This is a genomic window from Pseudocitrobacter sp. CD920760 (assembly GCF_057782505.1).
In genome coordinates, this window is sequence record NZ_CM173490.1 from 1,446,715 (window position 1) to 1,461,023 (window position 14,309).

Consider the following 14,309-nt stretch of genomic DNA (forward strand, 5'->3'; position numbering starts at 1 on the left):
CTCCTTCCTATGTCCATTCAGAAAATTGCGCGGCTGGCCGGTGTGTCGGTCGCCACGGTGTCGCGCGTGCTGAACAACAGCGACACTGTAAAACCGAAAAACCGCGAGCGGGTACTGCAGGCGATTAAAGAGAGCAACTATCAGCCAAACCTGCTGGCGCGTCAGCTACGCACGGCGCGCAGTTCGATGATCCTCGTGATGGTTTCTAACATCGCCAACCCGTTTTGCGCCGAGGTGGTGAAGGGCATCGAAGAACAGGCCGAGAAAAAGGGTTATCGCATTTTGCTGTGCCATTCCGGTTCTGATATCGAGCGTTCGAAATCCGGTTTGCGCTTGCTGACTGGTAAGATGGTCGACGGCATTATCACCATGGATGCATTCAGCAAGTTGCCGGAGCTGAAAATGATTATCGGCGATGCGCCATGGGTACAGTGCGCGGAGTATGCCGATACCGGCTCGGTTTCCTGTGTGGGAATTAACGATGTCGATGCCGCTCAACATGTGGTGAGTTATCTGGCTGACAGCGGTCGGCAGCGCATTGCGTTGATTAACCACGACCTGAGCTATAAGTATGCTCGCCTGCGTGAGCGGGGTTATAAAAGCGTGCTGCATGTACGCGAGCTGGATTATCAGACCGTAGAGTACGCGGCCGAGCTGAGTTCTGCGGCGGGGAAAGCGGCAATGGAAAAATTACTGGCGCAACAGCCGAGGCCGGATGCGGTATTTGCCGTTTCTGATACCCTGGCCGCCGGGGCGATGCGCGCGATTGAACAGGCGGGATTGAACGTTCCGCAGGATATCGCCGTAGTGGGATTCGATGGTACCGAGCTTGCGGAGATGGTCTCTCCGCAACTGACGACGGTGCAGCAGCCTTCGCGCGAGATAGGCGCGAAAGCGGTGGAACTGCTGCTGAAAAGAATTGAAAACCCGGCCTCAATGGCCGAGCGGGTGATGATGGACTGGCGCTTTATTTCGCGCGCCAGTGCCTGATTATTGTGGTTGAATGGCGCCTGCCAGTGAACGAATATCGTTCCCGGTAGGCGACTGATATACGCGCAGGCCAAACTCTTCTACCACCGCGAAAATATGGTCGAAGATATCCGCCTGAATGCTTTCATATTCCGCCCACACTACCGTATTGGTAAAGCAGTATATCTCCATCGGCAGTCCGTTATTATCTGGCGCAAGCTGGCGGACCATCAGCGTCATATCTTTACGAATACGTGGGTGGTTGCGTAAATATTCGTTGAGATAAGCGCGGAACGTGCCGACATTGGTCATTTTGCGCAGATTCAATACCGAAGCTTCGCTACCGTGCTCACGGTTCCATTCATCGATTTCCTGATGGCGCGAATCCATATACGGTTTCAGCAGTTTGGCCTGAATCAGACGCTGCTGTTCCTGCTCATCGAGAAAATGCACGCTGGTGGTGTCGATATTAATGCTGCGCTTAATTCGACGACCACCGGACGCGGACATGCCGCTCCAGTTTTTAAAAGAGTCAGAGACCAGCGACCAGGTAGGAATGGTGGTAATGGTGTTATCCCAGTTACGCACTTTTACGGTGGTCAGGCCGATGTCCGTTACCGCGCCGTCAGCGCCATATTTCGGCATCTCCAGCCAGTCGCCGAGCTTCAGCATGTCGTTAGCTGAAAGCTGAATCCCCGCCACCAGGCCAAGAATCGGGTCTTTAAACACCAGCATCAGCACAGCGGCCATTGCGCCAAGGCCGCTAATCAGAATCGCCGGAGATTGCCCCAGTAGCAGAGAAATAATCAGAATGCCGACCAGAATGGCGCTGACCAGTTTCACCCCCTGGAATATGCCTTTGAGCGGTAACTGAGATGCTGCGGATAATTTCTGGCTGAGATTAAAGATGACATCTAATAATGAGAAGAAAGACAACAGGGCGTAAAGCATGACCCACAGTTGGGCGCAGGTTGTCAGAATTTGTGCTGCATCACTGCCTTTTTGTAGCCATAAAACGGCCTGTACGTTGACGATAATCCCTTGCAGGGTAAACGCCAGGCGATGGAAAAGTTTATTCTGGGTAATGATTTGCAGCCATAATTTGCTGCTGGCCTGTGCGCGTCGTTCAAACGTCCGTAGCACAATGCGGTGCAGGATAATATGTACGACAATTGCAGTAAGTAAAATAATACCAAAGATAATCACCAGGGAACTGGTGTGATTTATTTCGATGCCGAGTTCTTCGACCTGAGCTATCAATTCCTGCATAACATCTCCTTTATAACCAGTGCCTATAATGGCGGCTGGGGGGATATTATGCAAATTGGGGGGGGGGCGCGGTGCGGTCTTTTGCCGGATGGCGGCTACGCCTTATCCGGCCTACAAGTGAGTAGGCCCGGTAAGCGCAGCGCCACCGGGCATCGCAGTTTAAATCTCAGTCAAGATTTCTGACAGCGGCAGACGGGATTTCGGCAGAGCCGCATTGAAATCTTCCACGCTGTGATGACCCACCGGCACGACTACCAGGCTGGTGAAGCCTTTCTCTTTCAGGCCAAACTCGGCGTCGAGTACGGCGGCGTCAAAACCTTCAATCGGTACCGCGTCCAGACCCATCGCGCCCACGCCCAGCAGGAAGTTACCGACGTTCAGGTAAACCTGTTTTGCCATCCACTGATCGTCATCTTTCAGATCGATGCGGTGCATATCGGCGAAGAAAGTACGGCCTTTGTGGTTAGCGGCTTTTGCTTCCGGGGTGGCGAAGCGGCCATCGGCCTCTTCCTGATCGACCACTTTCTCAAGCCAGGCGTCATCCATTGCGGTTTTGGCGCAGAAAACCACCACGTGAGAGGCGTCCAGCATTTTGCGTTCATTGAAGACGTAGTTACCGGCAGCGGATTTCGCGACGCGCGCTTTGCCTTCGTCGGTGCTGGCAACGATAAAATGCCACGGCTGAGAGTTGGTGCTGGACGGGCTGAATTGCAGCAGCGTCTTCAGGTTGTCTGCCTGCTCAGCGGTCAGTTTTTTGCTGGCGTCGAAGGCTTTAGTGGAATAGCGCTTTTTGGCAACGGAAATGATATCCATAACAACTCCTGAATGATAAAAAGCACCGCTCAAGCGGTGCGTTAAGTCGGAAAAGGGTACAGCGCAGGAGGCGATTTGAGAAGTGTGAAAAATGCGATAACAGTTATTGATAAAAACGGAAAATCATTGAGGACGAAACCGTTTTTGCTCGCGTTTTGGTAACTTATCGACAACGCGCTCCCATGAATCGGTAATCAGCGATTCCAGTAACTCAGGCGTAATATCATCACCCGGATAGACGGAGATCCAGTGCTTTTTATTCATATGGTATCCCGGTTTGATGCTGGGATAGATAGCCTGATTGAGCAGCGAAATTTCCGGATCTGACTTGAGATTTACAACGGGCAAGCCGCGTGTCCACAGGTTGATCATAAAGATTTTCCCGCCGATACAGAACACATCGTACTCCGGGCCAAACGGCCAGGTCAGCTCGGCAAACGGCATCTCCAGCGCCAGGCGTTTTGCGCTGGCGTGTAATGATTCACTGTCCATAGCTCCTCCGTTGTGCAAAACGGGAACGGCGGTACCGTTCCCGTTTCGCTTACAGTGATTTTGCCAGGCGATCGACCGCCTCAACTAACCCCTCGTGCGACACGGTGGAGTAGGAGAGACGCAGCGTCGTGACGTCAGGCGCATCGTTATAAAAGGCTTCGCCCGGTACAAAGACCACGCGGTTTTCCAGCGTCTTTTTCAGCCATTCGGTAGCATTGAACGGGTAGCGGAAATGGGCCCACAGGAACATCCCGCCTTTCGGGCGACTGAAAGCAAGATGATCGCCCAGTTTGGCTTCCAGCGCACTCGCCAGGGTGTCGCATTTTTTACGATAATCTTCACGGATCAGCGCAATTTGTGCGGGCAGTCGATTAAGCGATAAGTACTGTGCAGTGATTTGCTGCGACAGAGTGCTGGTATGCAGGTCGGTCGCCTGCTTCACGATAATGGCTTTGCTTGCCAGCCATTCCGGCATCACCAGCCAGCCTACGCGCATCCCCGGCGCCAGAATTTTGGAGAAGGTGGAGGTATAGATAACCTGGTCGGTGCAGCCGAGCGCCATGGCGTGTTGATAAAGCGGCTGCGGGCGTTCATCGGTAAAACTGATTTCCCCGTACGGGTCGTCCTCAACGATGATAAAACCGTGCTGTTTGGCCAGCTCAACCAGGCGACGGCGGCGCGGTTCGCTGAGCGTTTTGCCGCCAGGGTTGCCAAAGGTAGGCACCAGATACACCACTTTGACCGGGCTGGTTTGCACTAAATCGGCCAACTGTTCAACCAGCATGCCGTCTTCGTCAGTATCGACGCTCTGAATGTTGGCCTGCGCCAGCTGGAAGACCTGCAACGCCGCCAGGTAAGTTGGGCGTTCGACAACCACCACATCGCCAGGGTTAAGTAACGTACGGGCGACAATATCCAGCGACTGCTGAGAGCCGGACGTGATGTAAACCTGTGACGCGTCACAGGCCACGCCGCGCGCGCGACAAATATCGGCAATCGCCTGACGCAGCGGCGGGTAACCTTCGCTCAGGCTGTACTGCATCGCTTCCTGAAATTGTGACGCCATAACCTGCTGTACCGCGAGCTGAATACCTTCGTTATCAAACAGTTCTGGCGCAGGAATACCGCCGCCAAGCGAGATAACGCCGGGCAGTTTGCTGTGTTTGAGGAGTTCGCGGACGGCGGAAGGTTTCAGCCCTGTGGCGCGCGATGCCAGCTGATGTTCGAACATAATGACCCTGATTTCTGATGATGAGAAGAGGGTCTACTATAAAACAGTCTGCGGCGAAATGGCCGCAGCTTTTTAATTTTCAGAATATCGTGCTGTCAACATGGGGGAATCCGCTATCTGGCGGATGACGTTAAGGCTTTTCCTCGGCCAGTGCGCGCCACATCGCTTCAAAGCCCAGCGCTTTGAGTTTATCCGCACGCGCGGGCTGCTGGCTGGCGAATTCAATGGTGGCTTCCGCCAGCGAAAGGAACAGCGCGTCGCCGAAGGTTTCGAACTCGCCGGACAGGTAAACCGGGCGCACCGAACGCTGGCACAGGCGGTTGAGTTCCGGGAACATCTCTTTCACCTGCAGTTTTGTCTCTTCGGTGATCTTCTCGCTCATCGACATACGACGCATCGCGCGGTTGCCGACCGGATTACGCACGCCCCAGTCGATGTAACTGTTCCAGATACTGTGAATCACCTCTTTCGGCGCTTCAGACTCGCTAAGCCCGGCGATCATCGCCTGGCAAAGGTCGTATTTCAGATGCAGGTAAAGCGCATTAAGCAGATCGTCCTTGGTGGCAAAATAACGGAACAGGGTGCCTTCAGCGACCCCCGCGTTGCGGGCGATAAGCGCCGTCGAGGCAGCAATGCCGGATTGGGCAAAAGCCACCGTTGCGGCATCCAGTAACGCCTGCTTTTTATCTTCACTCTTGGGACGAGCCACTACACTTTACCTCACTGCGAACAAAAGAAGAGATTGAAACACGCAACCCGGCCTCACTTCAACGAGGCAGGTCAAAATTCGAAAATCGGCTTGACGATTTTTTCTTCCTCTCTCTATAATGAGTGCCTACTCACTCATAATCAAGTTTTTCACGCTGCTTCAGGATGAGGCATCTGTCTGGTCAGGAAATGAAACCTTTCATCATCAGTGTGGTTGTCATCATGCTTATTGCATCCGCAGCGAGTCTGCCATTTGTTCTGAATGCCGGTTTCGGCCAGGCTCCGCAAGGTACGGAGAAAAGTCGGGTAGAGGCGTCGCCAAACTACCGCGACGGTGTATTCAATAATCAGCTGCCAACGCCGGGGTTTACCAGCGACAAAAACATGCTGGTGGCCTGGTGGGAGTTTCTGACGGTCAAACGCGAGAACGCGCGCCCGGCGCAACCGCTGCCGATGGTCGCTACCGACCTGGCAAACATTCCGTTGCAGGAAGACGTTACGGTTTGGCTGGGCCATTCGTCGTGGTACCTGCAACTGGCCGGGAAACGCATTCTGATCGATCCCGTGTTCAGCAGCTACGCCGCACCGTTCTCGTTTCTGAATAAAGCGTTTGCCGGGGACTATCCGTGGCGTGCGCAAAATATGCCGGAAATCGATCTGCTGATTATTTCGCACGATCATTACGACCATCTGGATTACGCGACGATTAAGGCGCTGATCCCGAAGGTAAAAAGGGCAGTGGTTCCGCTGGGCGTAGGGTCGCACCTGCGTTACTGGGGAATGAATGAGGAGCGGGTGACCGAGGCCGACTGGCAGGAACAGGTTGAAATCAGCCCGTCGCTGAGCGTGCACGTGCTGCCCGCGCGGCATTTCTCCGGGCGCGGTATTAAGCGCAACCAGACCCTGTGGGCCAGCTTTATGTTCGTCACGCCGCAGCGAAAAATTTACTACAGCGGTGATTCCGGCTATGGACCGCACTTCAAAGCCATTGGTCAGCAGTTTGGTTTTGTCGATGTCGCGATTCTGGAAAATGGTCAGTATGACCAGGACTGGCGCTACATCCATATGCACCCTGAAGAGACCGCGCAGGCCGCCGTTGACCTGCACGCCGCTGCCGTGCTGCCGGGCCACTCCGGGCGCTTTGTGCTGGCGAAGCACACGTGGGATGACCCGTACAAGCGGCTTGCGCAAGCCAGCAAGGGTAAGGCTTATCGTCTGCTGACACCGATGCAGGGCGAGCCCGTAGCGCTTGCCAACCGTACACAACAATTCCGGGCCTGGTGGGAATAATCACCAGCAGTAATAAAAAAAAGAAGGAGAGGGAAGCATGACTATTTCCGCTCAGGTTATCGACACTATCGTTGAGTGGATCGATGACAACCTGCACCAACCGCTTCGCATTGACGATATCGCACGTCACGCGGGCTACTCGAAATGGCACCTGCAACGACTCTTTTTGCAGTACAAAGGCGAGAGTCTGGGGCGCTATATTCGCCAGCGCAAACTCAGCCTGGCGGCGCAGGAGCTGAGGACGACCAATCAGCGTGTGTATGATATTTGTCTGAAATATGGCTTTGATTCGCAGCAGACATTTACCCGCGTTTTCACCCGGACGTTTAACCAGTCGCCGGGGGCGTACCGTCGGGAGAATTATTGTAGTCAGATGCATTAGTGCAACATCTCCACCCGTGACTATCTATTGAAAACAATTCCCATTTGCATTAGCGTTGTTAACAAATTTCAACGGGAATGTGTGTTCGATGAAACTGGCGTGGAGTGGATTACTGATTGGGCTGACGGCGCTGCCTGCCTCGGCGATGGAGTGTGAAACCTCTCCCAACCGGGGCGAGCAGAAGGGGAAATTTGATGCCAGCGGCGAGGTTTGTTTTACTCTGCCGACACTGGGGGAGAATTATGTATCGGCGCGCTTATCGGGCGTGACCGATGCCCGATTGCTGGATGAGCAAAATAGGGCCATCCGCACGCTGGTTTCCGGTGGCCCGGCGGACGGGCAGCATATGTTGCTGTTTTCTCTGCCTGTTAAACAGGCCTCTTCGCTGGTATTACACGGTGAAGCCGGCTCTGCCTGGCATTTCCAGTGGCAAATCAATGAAACTCATGCGCTGGCAGTGGAAGAACAGCAATCGCCCGCCAGCCCACAGCTACAAAAACTCTCACGTGAACTTGCCGCAGGCGGGAATACTGACGCGTTCTGGCTGGCTCGCCAGCATGAAGGTACGCCGATGGTGGAGCCTGTCGACGCGCAGCATAAACGGGTGACTTTTCTGTGGCGCGGCGCGCGTAGCAATGTTTATCTGCTGGGCTCACCCGGTGGCGATCATGATGCGCTGTTTCGCTTAGGGCAGTCGGACGTCTGGTTTCGCAGTTATATCGTGCCTGCCGACACGCTGATGCAATACAAACTCGCCCCGGATGTACCTAAAGTCGCGGGGAGTTTGCGCGAGCAACAGCGCGCCATTCAGGTCAGCGCGCAGGCGGACCCGCTCAACCCGCAGACGCTGAGCCCATTGAGCCTCGATCGCTGGAACCGCTTTTCCCTGCTGGCGCTGCCTGCTTCCCGCTACTTTTCCGCCCAACGTATGGCGCAGCCGATCCGCTACGGCAGCCTGACGCGCCATACGCTGAGCAGCCACCATCTTGGTAATAGCCGCGAAATCAAAATCTATCGCCCCCGCGTCGCGCAGCCCGCACGCTGGACGCTGTTTATGTTTGATGGGCAAAACTGGCAGGATGAGTATCGCACTGCTAACGTGCTGGATAGCCTGATTGCTCGCCATCTGCTGCCGCCGATTAATATTGTTTTCATTGATAGCCTGGACCACGCAAGACGCGGAAAAGAGCTGCCGCCTAATCCCCATTTTGCTGATTTTATGGCCCACGAGCTGGTGCCGTTCCTGCAACGACAGGGCATTACGCTTACACGACAGAAAACGATTCTTTCCGGGTCGAGCTACGGAGGGTTGGCCTCCTCATGGGTGGCACTGCGCTATCCGCGTCTGTTTGGCAATGTGCTGAGCCTGTCAGGTTCGTACTGGTGGACGCCGAAAGGCGAACCGGTGAACTGGCTCGCCAGGCAATATGCGCAATCGCCGCGCTACCCATTACGCTTCTGGTTACAGGCCGGGCAGTTTGAGAGCAGCGGGCCCGGCGGCGGCAATTATCGCCACACGCTGGCGTTTGAGCAGGTACTGCGTGAGAAAGGGTATCCGGTCAGTTTTCATGCATCATCCAGCGGCCACGATTACGCCGGATGGAGTGAAGCGCTGGTGCTGGGACTGCGTGATTTAACCGGCTTAGCGCACGGCAAACCAGCGACGCCAGACGTAACGCAGAACAAAGTACTCTACAGCGCCCAGCACTAAGAACCACAGGCAAAACAGCAGGGTATAGAACTGGTCGAGATCCATCAGATGGAAGGTATCGACCAGTTTTTGCGCCAGCGTTAAGCCGAGGGAAGGCGCCGGTAGCAACAGGCACGAGAGCAGTGCCATAAGCAAAATACCGGCGGCAGAAATCAGGGTTTCGAGCGGGTGTTTCATGCGATGTTAATCTTAAGTTAAAAACTATATTTTCCGGCAATAGGCGGCATAACGCAATAACTCTTGGTAAACATATTTTAAAATATAAAAAACAACCACTACGTATTAATTCGTAGATGAATTAAATAAATATTCCTGGGTTTAAACGAACGCTAATTTACGTAAATAATCGTCATGTTTAACCCAGTAGTTTTACAAATGTATAGGTGCTGTAGCCGATCAGCGTAGCAACGATGATTGCAGCGGCGATGTACAGCGCCAGGCGGCGTCCGCGGTAGATTCCGAACATAATTCACCTCCGTTTAGTTTGAGTTTAAGAACATTCTGTAATATTAATATTATTAAATCAACTGGCATCATCTTTGAATTTTATTGGATAGCGAATGTTGCGTGAGATCAATTTTTTCATCCGCAAGGATTAATAATTATTAAACCGTCTTAGCCTTGGCCAGAAATGATTTCAGGCCTTCCGTATACAGGAATTTAGAAGGAAATTTATCGTGTCTAAAATGATGAACCCGCAGAACATACCGCCAACGGGCGGTAACACCCACCGGCAGGCTTATCAGCAAACCATTGCCCAGATCCTTGAGCAAAAGCAAACCCAGCCGGAAGGCCTCAACCAGGCCGAGGCCGTAGAGCGCTTGCAGAAGCTTGGCCCTAATGCGCTGCCGCAGAAGAAAGGTAAGCCCGCGTGGCTGCGCTTCCTTGCGCACTTCAACGACGTCCTGATCTACATCCTGCTGGCCGCTGCCGTGATGACGGCGGTGATGGGGCACTGGGTGGATACCGCCGTTATTCTCGGCGTTACGGTCATCAATGCGCTGATTGGTTATATCCAGGAGAGCAACGCGGAGAAATCGCTGCAAAGCATTCGCAATATGCTCTCCAGCGATGCGCAGGTGATCCGTGATGGCAAACACGCCACCATCCCGACCACCGATCTGGTGCCTGGCGATATCGTGGTGCTGCGTGCGGGCGACCGTATTCCGGCAGATATGCGTCTGATTGAAGCGCATAACCTGCGGGTGGAAGAGGCGATTCTCACCGGTGAGTCGACGGTTGTCGATAAGCACACCGACGCGCTGACCGGCGACCTGCCGCTGGGCGATCGCACCAATATGCTGTTCTCGGGCACCACCGTGAGCGCGGGCGGCGGCGTAGGCGTAGTTGTGGCGACCGGGCAGGCGACCGAGCTTGGCCGTATCAACCAGATGATGGCTGATGTCGAAACTAACCGCACGCCGCTGCTGGTGCAGATGGACAAACTTGGCAAAGCGATTTTCGTCATTATTCTGGCGATGATGGCGGTACTGTTCGTGTTCAGCGTCCTGCTGCGCGATATGCCGATGGGCGAATTGCTGCTGTCGCTGATTAGCCTGGCTGTTGCGGCGGTACCCGAGGGGTTACCGGCGATCATCTCGATTATCCTCTCGTTGGGCGTACAGGCGATGGCGCGTAAGCGGGCGATTATTCGTAAGCTGCCAACCGTTGAGACGCTGGGCGCGATGACCGTGGTGTGCTCTGATAAAACCGGCACTCTGACCATGAACGAGATGACCGTAAAAGCGGTGATCACCGCCGATAGCTGCTACCGCGTGGACGGCGACAGCTACGAGCCGGTCGGAAATCTCTATCTTGAGGGCAGCAACGAGCCGGTAAAAGTACAGCCTTACACGGTGCTGGAAAAATATCTGCGCACGATTGATCTCTGTAACGACAGTCAACTGGTACGCAATGAGCTGGGCCACTGGGGAATTACCGGCGGGCCAACCGAAGGCGCGCTGAAGGTACTGGCAACGAAAGCGTCGCTGGAGCCGGTGACCACGCAGCTGGTAGCGAAGATCCCGTTTGATTCACAGTACAAGTACATGGCAACGCACTACAAGCTGGATGCCGAAGAGTGGGTGATGGTCACCGGCGCGCCGGACGTCCTGTTTGCGCTGTGTGAGCAGCAGCAGACCGCACGTGGCCTGGCGACGTTCGACCGCACCTACTGGGAGTCAGAGATGGAGCGCTTTGCCCGCCAGGGCCTGCGTATGGTGGCGGCGGCCATTAAACCCGCTGACATCGGCGCGACCACGCTGGACCACAGCGACCTCCAGCAGGGCCTTATCTTCCTCGGTATCGCCGGGATGATGGACCCGCCGCGCCCGGAAGCGGTGGATGCGATCCACACCTGCCAGACGGCGGGGATCCGCGTGAAAATGATCACCGGCGATCACCCGCAAACGGCGATGAGTATTGGCCAGATGCTGGGCATTCATAACAGCACCGAAGCGATGACCGGCTACCAACTGGAGCACATGGATGACGACGAGCTGGCAAAAGCAGCCGTGGAGTATGACATCTTTGCCCGTACCAGCCCGGAGCATAAACTGCGTCTGGTTAAGGCGTTGCAGAAAAACGGCGAAGTGGTCGGGATGACCGGTGATGGCGTAAACGACGCGCCAGCGCTGCGTCAGGCTGACGTCGGCATTGCGATGGGGATTAAAGGCACCGAAGTCACCAAAGAGGCGGCGGACATGGTGTTGACCGACGATAACTTCGCGACCATCGCCAGTTCGGTCAAAGAGGGGCGTCGGGTGTATGACAACCTGAAGAAAACGATCCTCTTTATTATGCCAACCAACCTGGCGCAGGGTCTGCTGGTGGTGATTGCCCTGCTGGCAGGGAATATGATCCCGCTGACGCCGGTGCTGATTTTGTGGATGAACATGGCGACCTCCGCGACGCTTTCCTTCGGCCTGGCCTTCGAAGCCGCCGAGCGTAACGTGATGAATCGCCCGCCGCGTAAAACCGGCCAGCACGTCATGGACGCGTTTGCGGTCTGGCGTGTGGCGTTTGTCGGCTCGATGATTGCCATCAGCGCCTTCATTCTTGAGGCCTGGCTGGCGCCACGCGGCCACAGTGCAGAGTTTGTCCGCACCGTGCTGTTGCAGATGCTGGTAACCGCGCAGTGGCTGTACATGGTTAACTGCCGTAACACCGACGGTTTCTCTATCAACCGCGGCCTGCTGAAGAACAAAGGTATCTGGATGGTGACGGGGGTTCTGTTGCTGCTCCAGCTGGCGATTATCTATCTGCCGGTGATGCAGATGATGTTCGGTACCGAAGCGCTGCCTGCTCGCTACTGGTTCGTGACGCTGGCGATGGGTGCGGTGATGTTCTTCATCGTCGAGATTGAGAAGCGCCTGACGCGCAGATTCCGCAAAGCTGCTTAATTGAAAAATGCCCGGTGGCGCTTCGCTTACCGGGCCTACTCACTTGTAGGCCGGATAAGGCGTAGCCGCCATCCGGCATCTTTCAGGACGACGTTTTCCTCTCCACCGTAATCATCGTGACAAACGGATGATACTGCCACGGTACCGAACCTCCCTTCTGATACATCTTCGAAATGGTGCCATCAAGGTACAGCATCTGCCGGATATCCAGTTTCGACCGGGCATAGCAGGCGAAATCATAAAAATTGGTTTCTTTGGCGCTCAGCATAAACACCACGCGACCCTGACGGTTAATGCCCACCGCATTACGTAATTTTCTCGAACTGGCCGACGGTTTCAGACGCCAGTTGATAGTGCCGTTATCAATCAGCATCGGGCCGGACTGCACTGCGTAATCCATGCCTTTGGTGCTTTTCAGCGCATCGAGGGTCACAATGCCCGCTTTCTGATCCTTGAGATAAAACACGCCGCCCGGGCGAATAAAGAAGTTGCCGCCGCCGGATGCGCGATTAATCGGCGCGAGCTTTTTTCCCTTTTCGATATAGAGCCCCAGCGGCGCATAATCTTTGCCATAAATCCCGCCGTTCATCGCCATCAGCACCTGCCCGTTGCCGTTGATATCTGCCAGCAGCGAATAGAGCGAGCCCCAGGCTTTGCCGTCCGGTTTTTTCCAGCGCAGGGTGATGTTTTCTTGCTGTAGATCGACTTCATAGCTTTGTACCTGAAGAGATGGGTCGGTCAGCGTGCAGGCGGCGTGGGCGAAAGGCGTAAGTGGAAGCAGCAGGGCGGACAACAGCCAAAGACGCATCATATCTTCTTTCCTTGTGCGATGAGCGGGAGGGCAAAATAGCGCGTAATCCCGCTCATGCAAAGGCTTTCTGTGCTTACGCCGCCCAGGTGTCGCAGTGCTGTTGTACCAGGGTTATCAGCGAGCCGCCACCGGCGATGAACTCGCGCATGCGCTGGGCTTCGCTTTTCCCATGTTTCACCATCAGCGCCAGTTCTTCGAGCGCGCTTCCGCCACGGTGTTGATCGGCATACGGTTGCAACTGTTCCAGCAGCGTCTCCAGTTCATGGGCGATGGTGTGTTGCTCGCCGCTGGTCACGTCGGTGACCACACCCTGTAGACCATAACGGCAGGCCTGGAAGCGATTGAATTTATACAGCAGGTAATCCTGCGGGCCAGGTTTATGTGGCCGTTTTTCAAGTAACCAGTGCGCCAGCGCCTGAATCAGCCCGGCCATGTTGACCGCGTGGCCGAGAGTGAGCGGCGTATCCATGACGCGCACCTCCACCGTGCCAAAATGCGGGCTGGGGCGAATATCCCAGTGCAAATCTTTAATGCTTTCGACCATGCTGGTATAGCTGAGCTGGCGAAACAGCCGGGTAAACTCCTGCCAGTTTGCTGCCCAGGGCATGGGGCCGTTATCGGGAAAAGCCGAGAAAATATTGAGCCGCGCGCAGGCGAAGCTGCTGTCGGCACCCTGCAGATAGGGCGATGCGGCGCTGAGCGCAATCAGATGTGGAACGTACCGCGAAAGGCCATGCAGCAGATAAAGCGCGTCGTCACCGTTGGTGCAGCCAATATGCACGTGTTGACCAAACACCGTCGCCTGGCGGGCAAGGTACCCATAGGCTTCCAGGGTATGTTGATAACGGGGATTATCCCCGACTTCCTGACTTTGCCAGCGCTGGAACGGATGCGTCCCACCGCCGCAAATTTTGACATGCTGTTCTGACGCCGCGCGTAGCACGGCGCGCTGGATGGCGGCAAGCTGGGTGGCGGCCTGGTGGATATCGTCGCACACGCCCGTTGCCACCTCCAGCATGCTATTAGTGATGTCATGCTTGATTTCCCCCTGCGTCACACCGCGACTGGCGGCGGCAATCAGGGCGGAAGAGTCCTGGCAAAGATCGTAACCTGGCGGGTTAATGACCTGAAGCTCGAGCTCAATGCCGAGCGTAAAAGGCGCAGAAACATGAAAGTCAGGTAAAGGCATAGTCGTCTCACGGTGGTGACTGGTGCCTTTAGTATAGGTGGGA

At 55.1% G+C, this 14,309-nt stretch carries 13 protein-coding genes; 5 read left to right on the top strand and 8 right to left on the bottom strand.

The annotated features are described in order from the left end of the window. Positions 1-9 precede the first annotated feature (9 nt). A complete protein-coding gene (locus tag AC1MKH_RS06510; RefSeq protein ID WP_276218547.1) occupies positions 10-990 on the top strand; it encodes a LacI family DNA-binding transcriptional regulator in 981 nt (326 codons plus the stop codon). Here AC1MKH_RS06510 and AC1MKH_RS06515 read toward each other — a convergent pair whose 3' ends face one another. The 5 genes from AC1MKH_RS06515 to AC1MKH_RS06535 all read right to left on the bottom strand — a co-directional run bounded on the left by AC1MKH_RS06515 (position 991) and on the right by AC1MKH_RS06535 (position 5,483). After that, positions 991-2,238 carry a mechanosensitive ion channel family protein gene (locus tag AC1MKH_RS06515; protein ID WP_276218545.1) on the bottom strand — a complete coding sequence of 416 codons (1,248 nt, stop codon included), beginning with the start codon at positions 2,236-2,238 and terminating at the stop codon, positions 991-993. Positions 2,239-2,397: 159 nt separating this feature from the next. Next, the gene (nfsB, locus tag AC1MKH_RS06520) at positions 2,398-3,051 is read right to left on the bottom strand and encodes an oxygen-insensitive NAD(P)H nitroreductase (RefSeq protein WP_276218543.1); all 654 of its coding nucleotides are present in this window, start codon (positions 3,049-3,051) and stop codon (positions 2,398-2,400) included. A gap of 123 nt (positions 3,052-3,174) precedes the next feature. Next, positions 3,175-3,543 (bottom strand): MmcQ/YjbR family DNA-binding protein, encoded by a 369-nt coding sequence (locus AC1MKH_RS06525; RefSeq protein WP_276218541.1) that lies wholly within the window; start codon positions 3,541-3,543, stop codon positions 3,175-3,177. Positions 3,544-3,592: 49 nt separating this feature from the next. Further along, on the bottom strand, positions 3,593-4,774 hold the full coding sequence (locus tag AC1MKH_RS06530; RefSeq protein ID WP_276218540.1) for an aminotransferase-like domain-containing protein: 1,182 nt from the start codon (positions 4,772-4,774) through the stop codon (positions 3,593-3,595). 130 nt (positions 4,775-4,904) lie between these two features. Then, positions 4,905-5,483 (bottom strand): TetR/AcrR family transcriptional regulator, encoded by a 579-nt coding sequence (locus AC1MKH_RS06535; protein WP_276218538.1) that lies wholly within the window; start codon positions 5,481-5,483, stop codon positions 4,905-4,907. A gap of 173 nt (positions 5,484-5,656) precedes the next feature. On the opposite strand from AC1MKH_RS06535, the gene AC1MKH_RS06540 reads away from it, so the two are divergent. The 3 genes from AC1MKH_RS06540 to AC1MKH_RS06550 all read left to right on the top strand — a co-directional run bounded on the left by AC1MKH_RS06540 (position 5,657) and on the right by AC1MKH_RS06550 (position 8,865). Beyond that, positions 5,657-6,772 carry an MBL fold metallo-hydrolase gene (locus AC1MKH_RS06540; protein ID WP_276218621.1) on the top strand — a complete coding sequence of 372 codons (1,116 nt, stop codon included), beginning with the start codon at positions 5,657-5,659 and terminating at the stop codon, positions 6,770-6,772. Positions 6,773-6,809: 37 nt separating this feature from the next. Continuing rightward, on the top strand, positions 6,810-7,154 hold the full coding sequence (locus AC1MKH_RS06545; RefSeq protein ID WP_015965440.1) for a RamA family antibiotic efflux transcriptional regulator: 345 nt from the start codon (positions 6,810-6,812) through the stop codon (positions 7,152-7,154). 88 nt (positions 7,155-7,242) lie between these two features. Beyond that, entirely contained in the window at positions 7,243-8,865 is a 1,623-nt protein-coding gene (locus AC1MKH_RS06550; RefSeq protein ID WP_276218536.1) for an alpha/beta hydrolase, read from the top strand. Here the strand turns inward: AC1MKH_RS06550 and AC1MKH_RS06555 are convergent. Beyond that, the gene (locus AC1MKH_RS06555; RefSeq protein ID WP_015965438.1) at positions 8,797-9,042 is read right to left on the bottom strand and encodes a DUF1158 domain-containing protein; all 246 of its coding nucleotides are present in this window, start codon (positions 9,040-9,042) and stop codon (positions 8,797-8,799) included. The genes AC1MKH_RS06550 and AC1MKH_RS06555 overlap by 69 nt on opposite strands. Before the next feature lie 509 nt (positions 9,043-9,551). Between AC1MKH_RS06555 and AC1MKH_RS06560 the strand changes: the two genes are divergently transcribed. Beyond that, positions 9,552-12,266, top strand: coding sequence for a cation-transporting P-type ATPase (locus AC1MKH_RS06560; RefSeq protein WP_276218619.1), 2,715 nt, complete (start codon positions 9,552-9,554; stop codon positions 12,264-12,266). 82 nt (positions 12,267-12,348) lie between these two features. On the opposite strand, the gene AC1MKH_RS06565 is transcribed toward AC1MKH_RS06560, so the two are convergent. Both AC1MKH_RS06565 and AC1MKH_RS06570 read right to left on the bottom strand, forming a co-directional pair. Further along, a complete protein-coding gene (locus AC1MKH_RS06565; RefSeq protein ID WP_276218534.1) occupies positions 12,349-13,077 on the bottom strand; it encodes a phosphodiester glycosidase family protein in 729 nt (242 codons plus the stop codon). A gap of 73 nt (positions 13,078-13,150) precedes the next feature. Then, positions 13,151-14,266: a YbdK family carboxylate-amine ligase gene (locus AC1MKH_RS06570; protein ID WP_276218533.1), complete on the bottom strand. Its 1,116-nt coding sequence runs from the start codon at positions 14,264-14,266 to the stop codon at positions 13,151-13,153. Between the last annotated feature and the right edge of the window lie 43 nt (positions 14,267-14,309).

What these genes read in the sequence shown, in the direction of transcription:
- AC1MKH_RS06550 (WP_276218536.1), top strand. Translation starts at nt 7,243, where the DNA reads ATGAAACTGGCGTGGAGTGGATTACTGATTGGGCTGACGGCGCTGCCT.
- AC1MKH_RS06525 (WP_276218541.1), bottom strand. Translation starts at nt 3,543, where the DNA reads ATGGACAGTGAATCATTACACGCCAGCGCAAAACGCCTGGCGCTGGAG.
- AC1MKH_RS06510 (WP_276218547.1), top strand. Translation starts at nt 10, where the DNA reads ATGTCCATTCAGAAAATTGCGCGGCTGGCCGGTGTGTCGGTCGCCACG.
- AC1MKH_RS06570 (WP_276218533.1), bottom strand. Translation starts at nt 14,266, where the DNA reads ATGCCTTTACCTGACTTTCATGTTTCTGCGCCTTTTACGCTCGGCATT.
- AC1MKH_RS06545 (WP_015965440.1), top strand. Translation starts at nt 6,810, where the DNA reads ATGACTATTTCCGCTCAGGTTATCGACACTATCGTTGAGTGGATCGAT.
- AC1MKH_RS06530 (WP_276218540.1), bottom strand. Translation starts at nt 4,774, where the DNA reads ATGTTCGAACATCAGCTGGCATCGCGCGCCACAGGGCTGAAACCTTCC.
- AC1MKH_RS06555 (WP_015965438.1), bottom strand. Translation starts at nt 9,042, where the DNA reads ATGAAACACCCGCTCGAAACCCTGATTTCTGCCGCCGGTATTTTGCTT.
- AC1MKH_RS06565 (WP_276218534.1), bottom strand. Translation starts at nt 13,077, where the DNA reads ATGATGCGTCTTTGGCTGTTGTCCGCCCTGCTGCTTCCACTTACGCCT.
- nfsB (WP_276218543.1), bottom strand. Translation starts at nt 3,051, where the DNA reads ATGGATATCATTTCCGTTGCCAAAAAGCGCTATTCCACTAAAGCCTTC.
- AC1MKH_RS06515 (WP_276218545.1), bottom strand. Translation starts at nt 2,238, where the DNA reads ATGCAGGAATTGATAGCTCAGGTCGAAGAACTCGGCATCGAAATAAAT.
- AC1MKH_RS06560 (WP_276218619.1), top strand. Translation starts at nt 9,552, where the DNA reads ATGATGAACCCGCAGAACATACCGCCAACGGGCGGTAACACCCACCGG.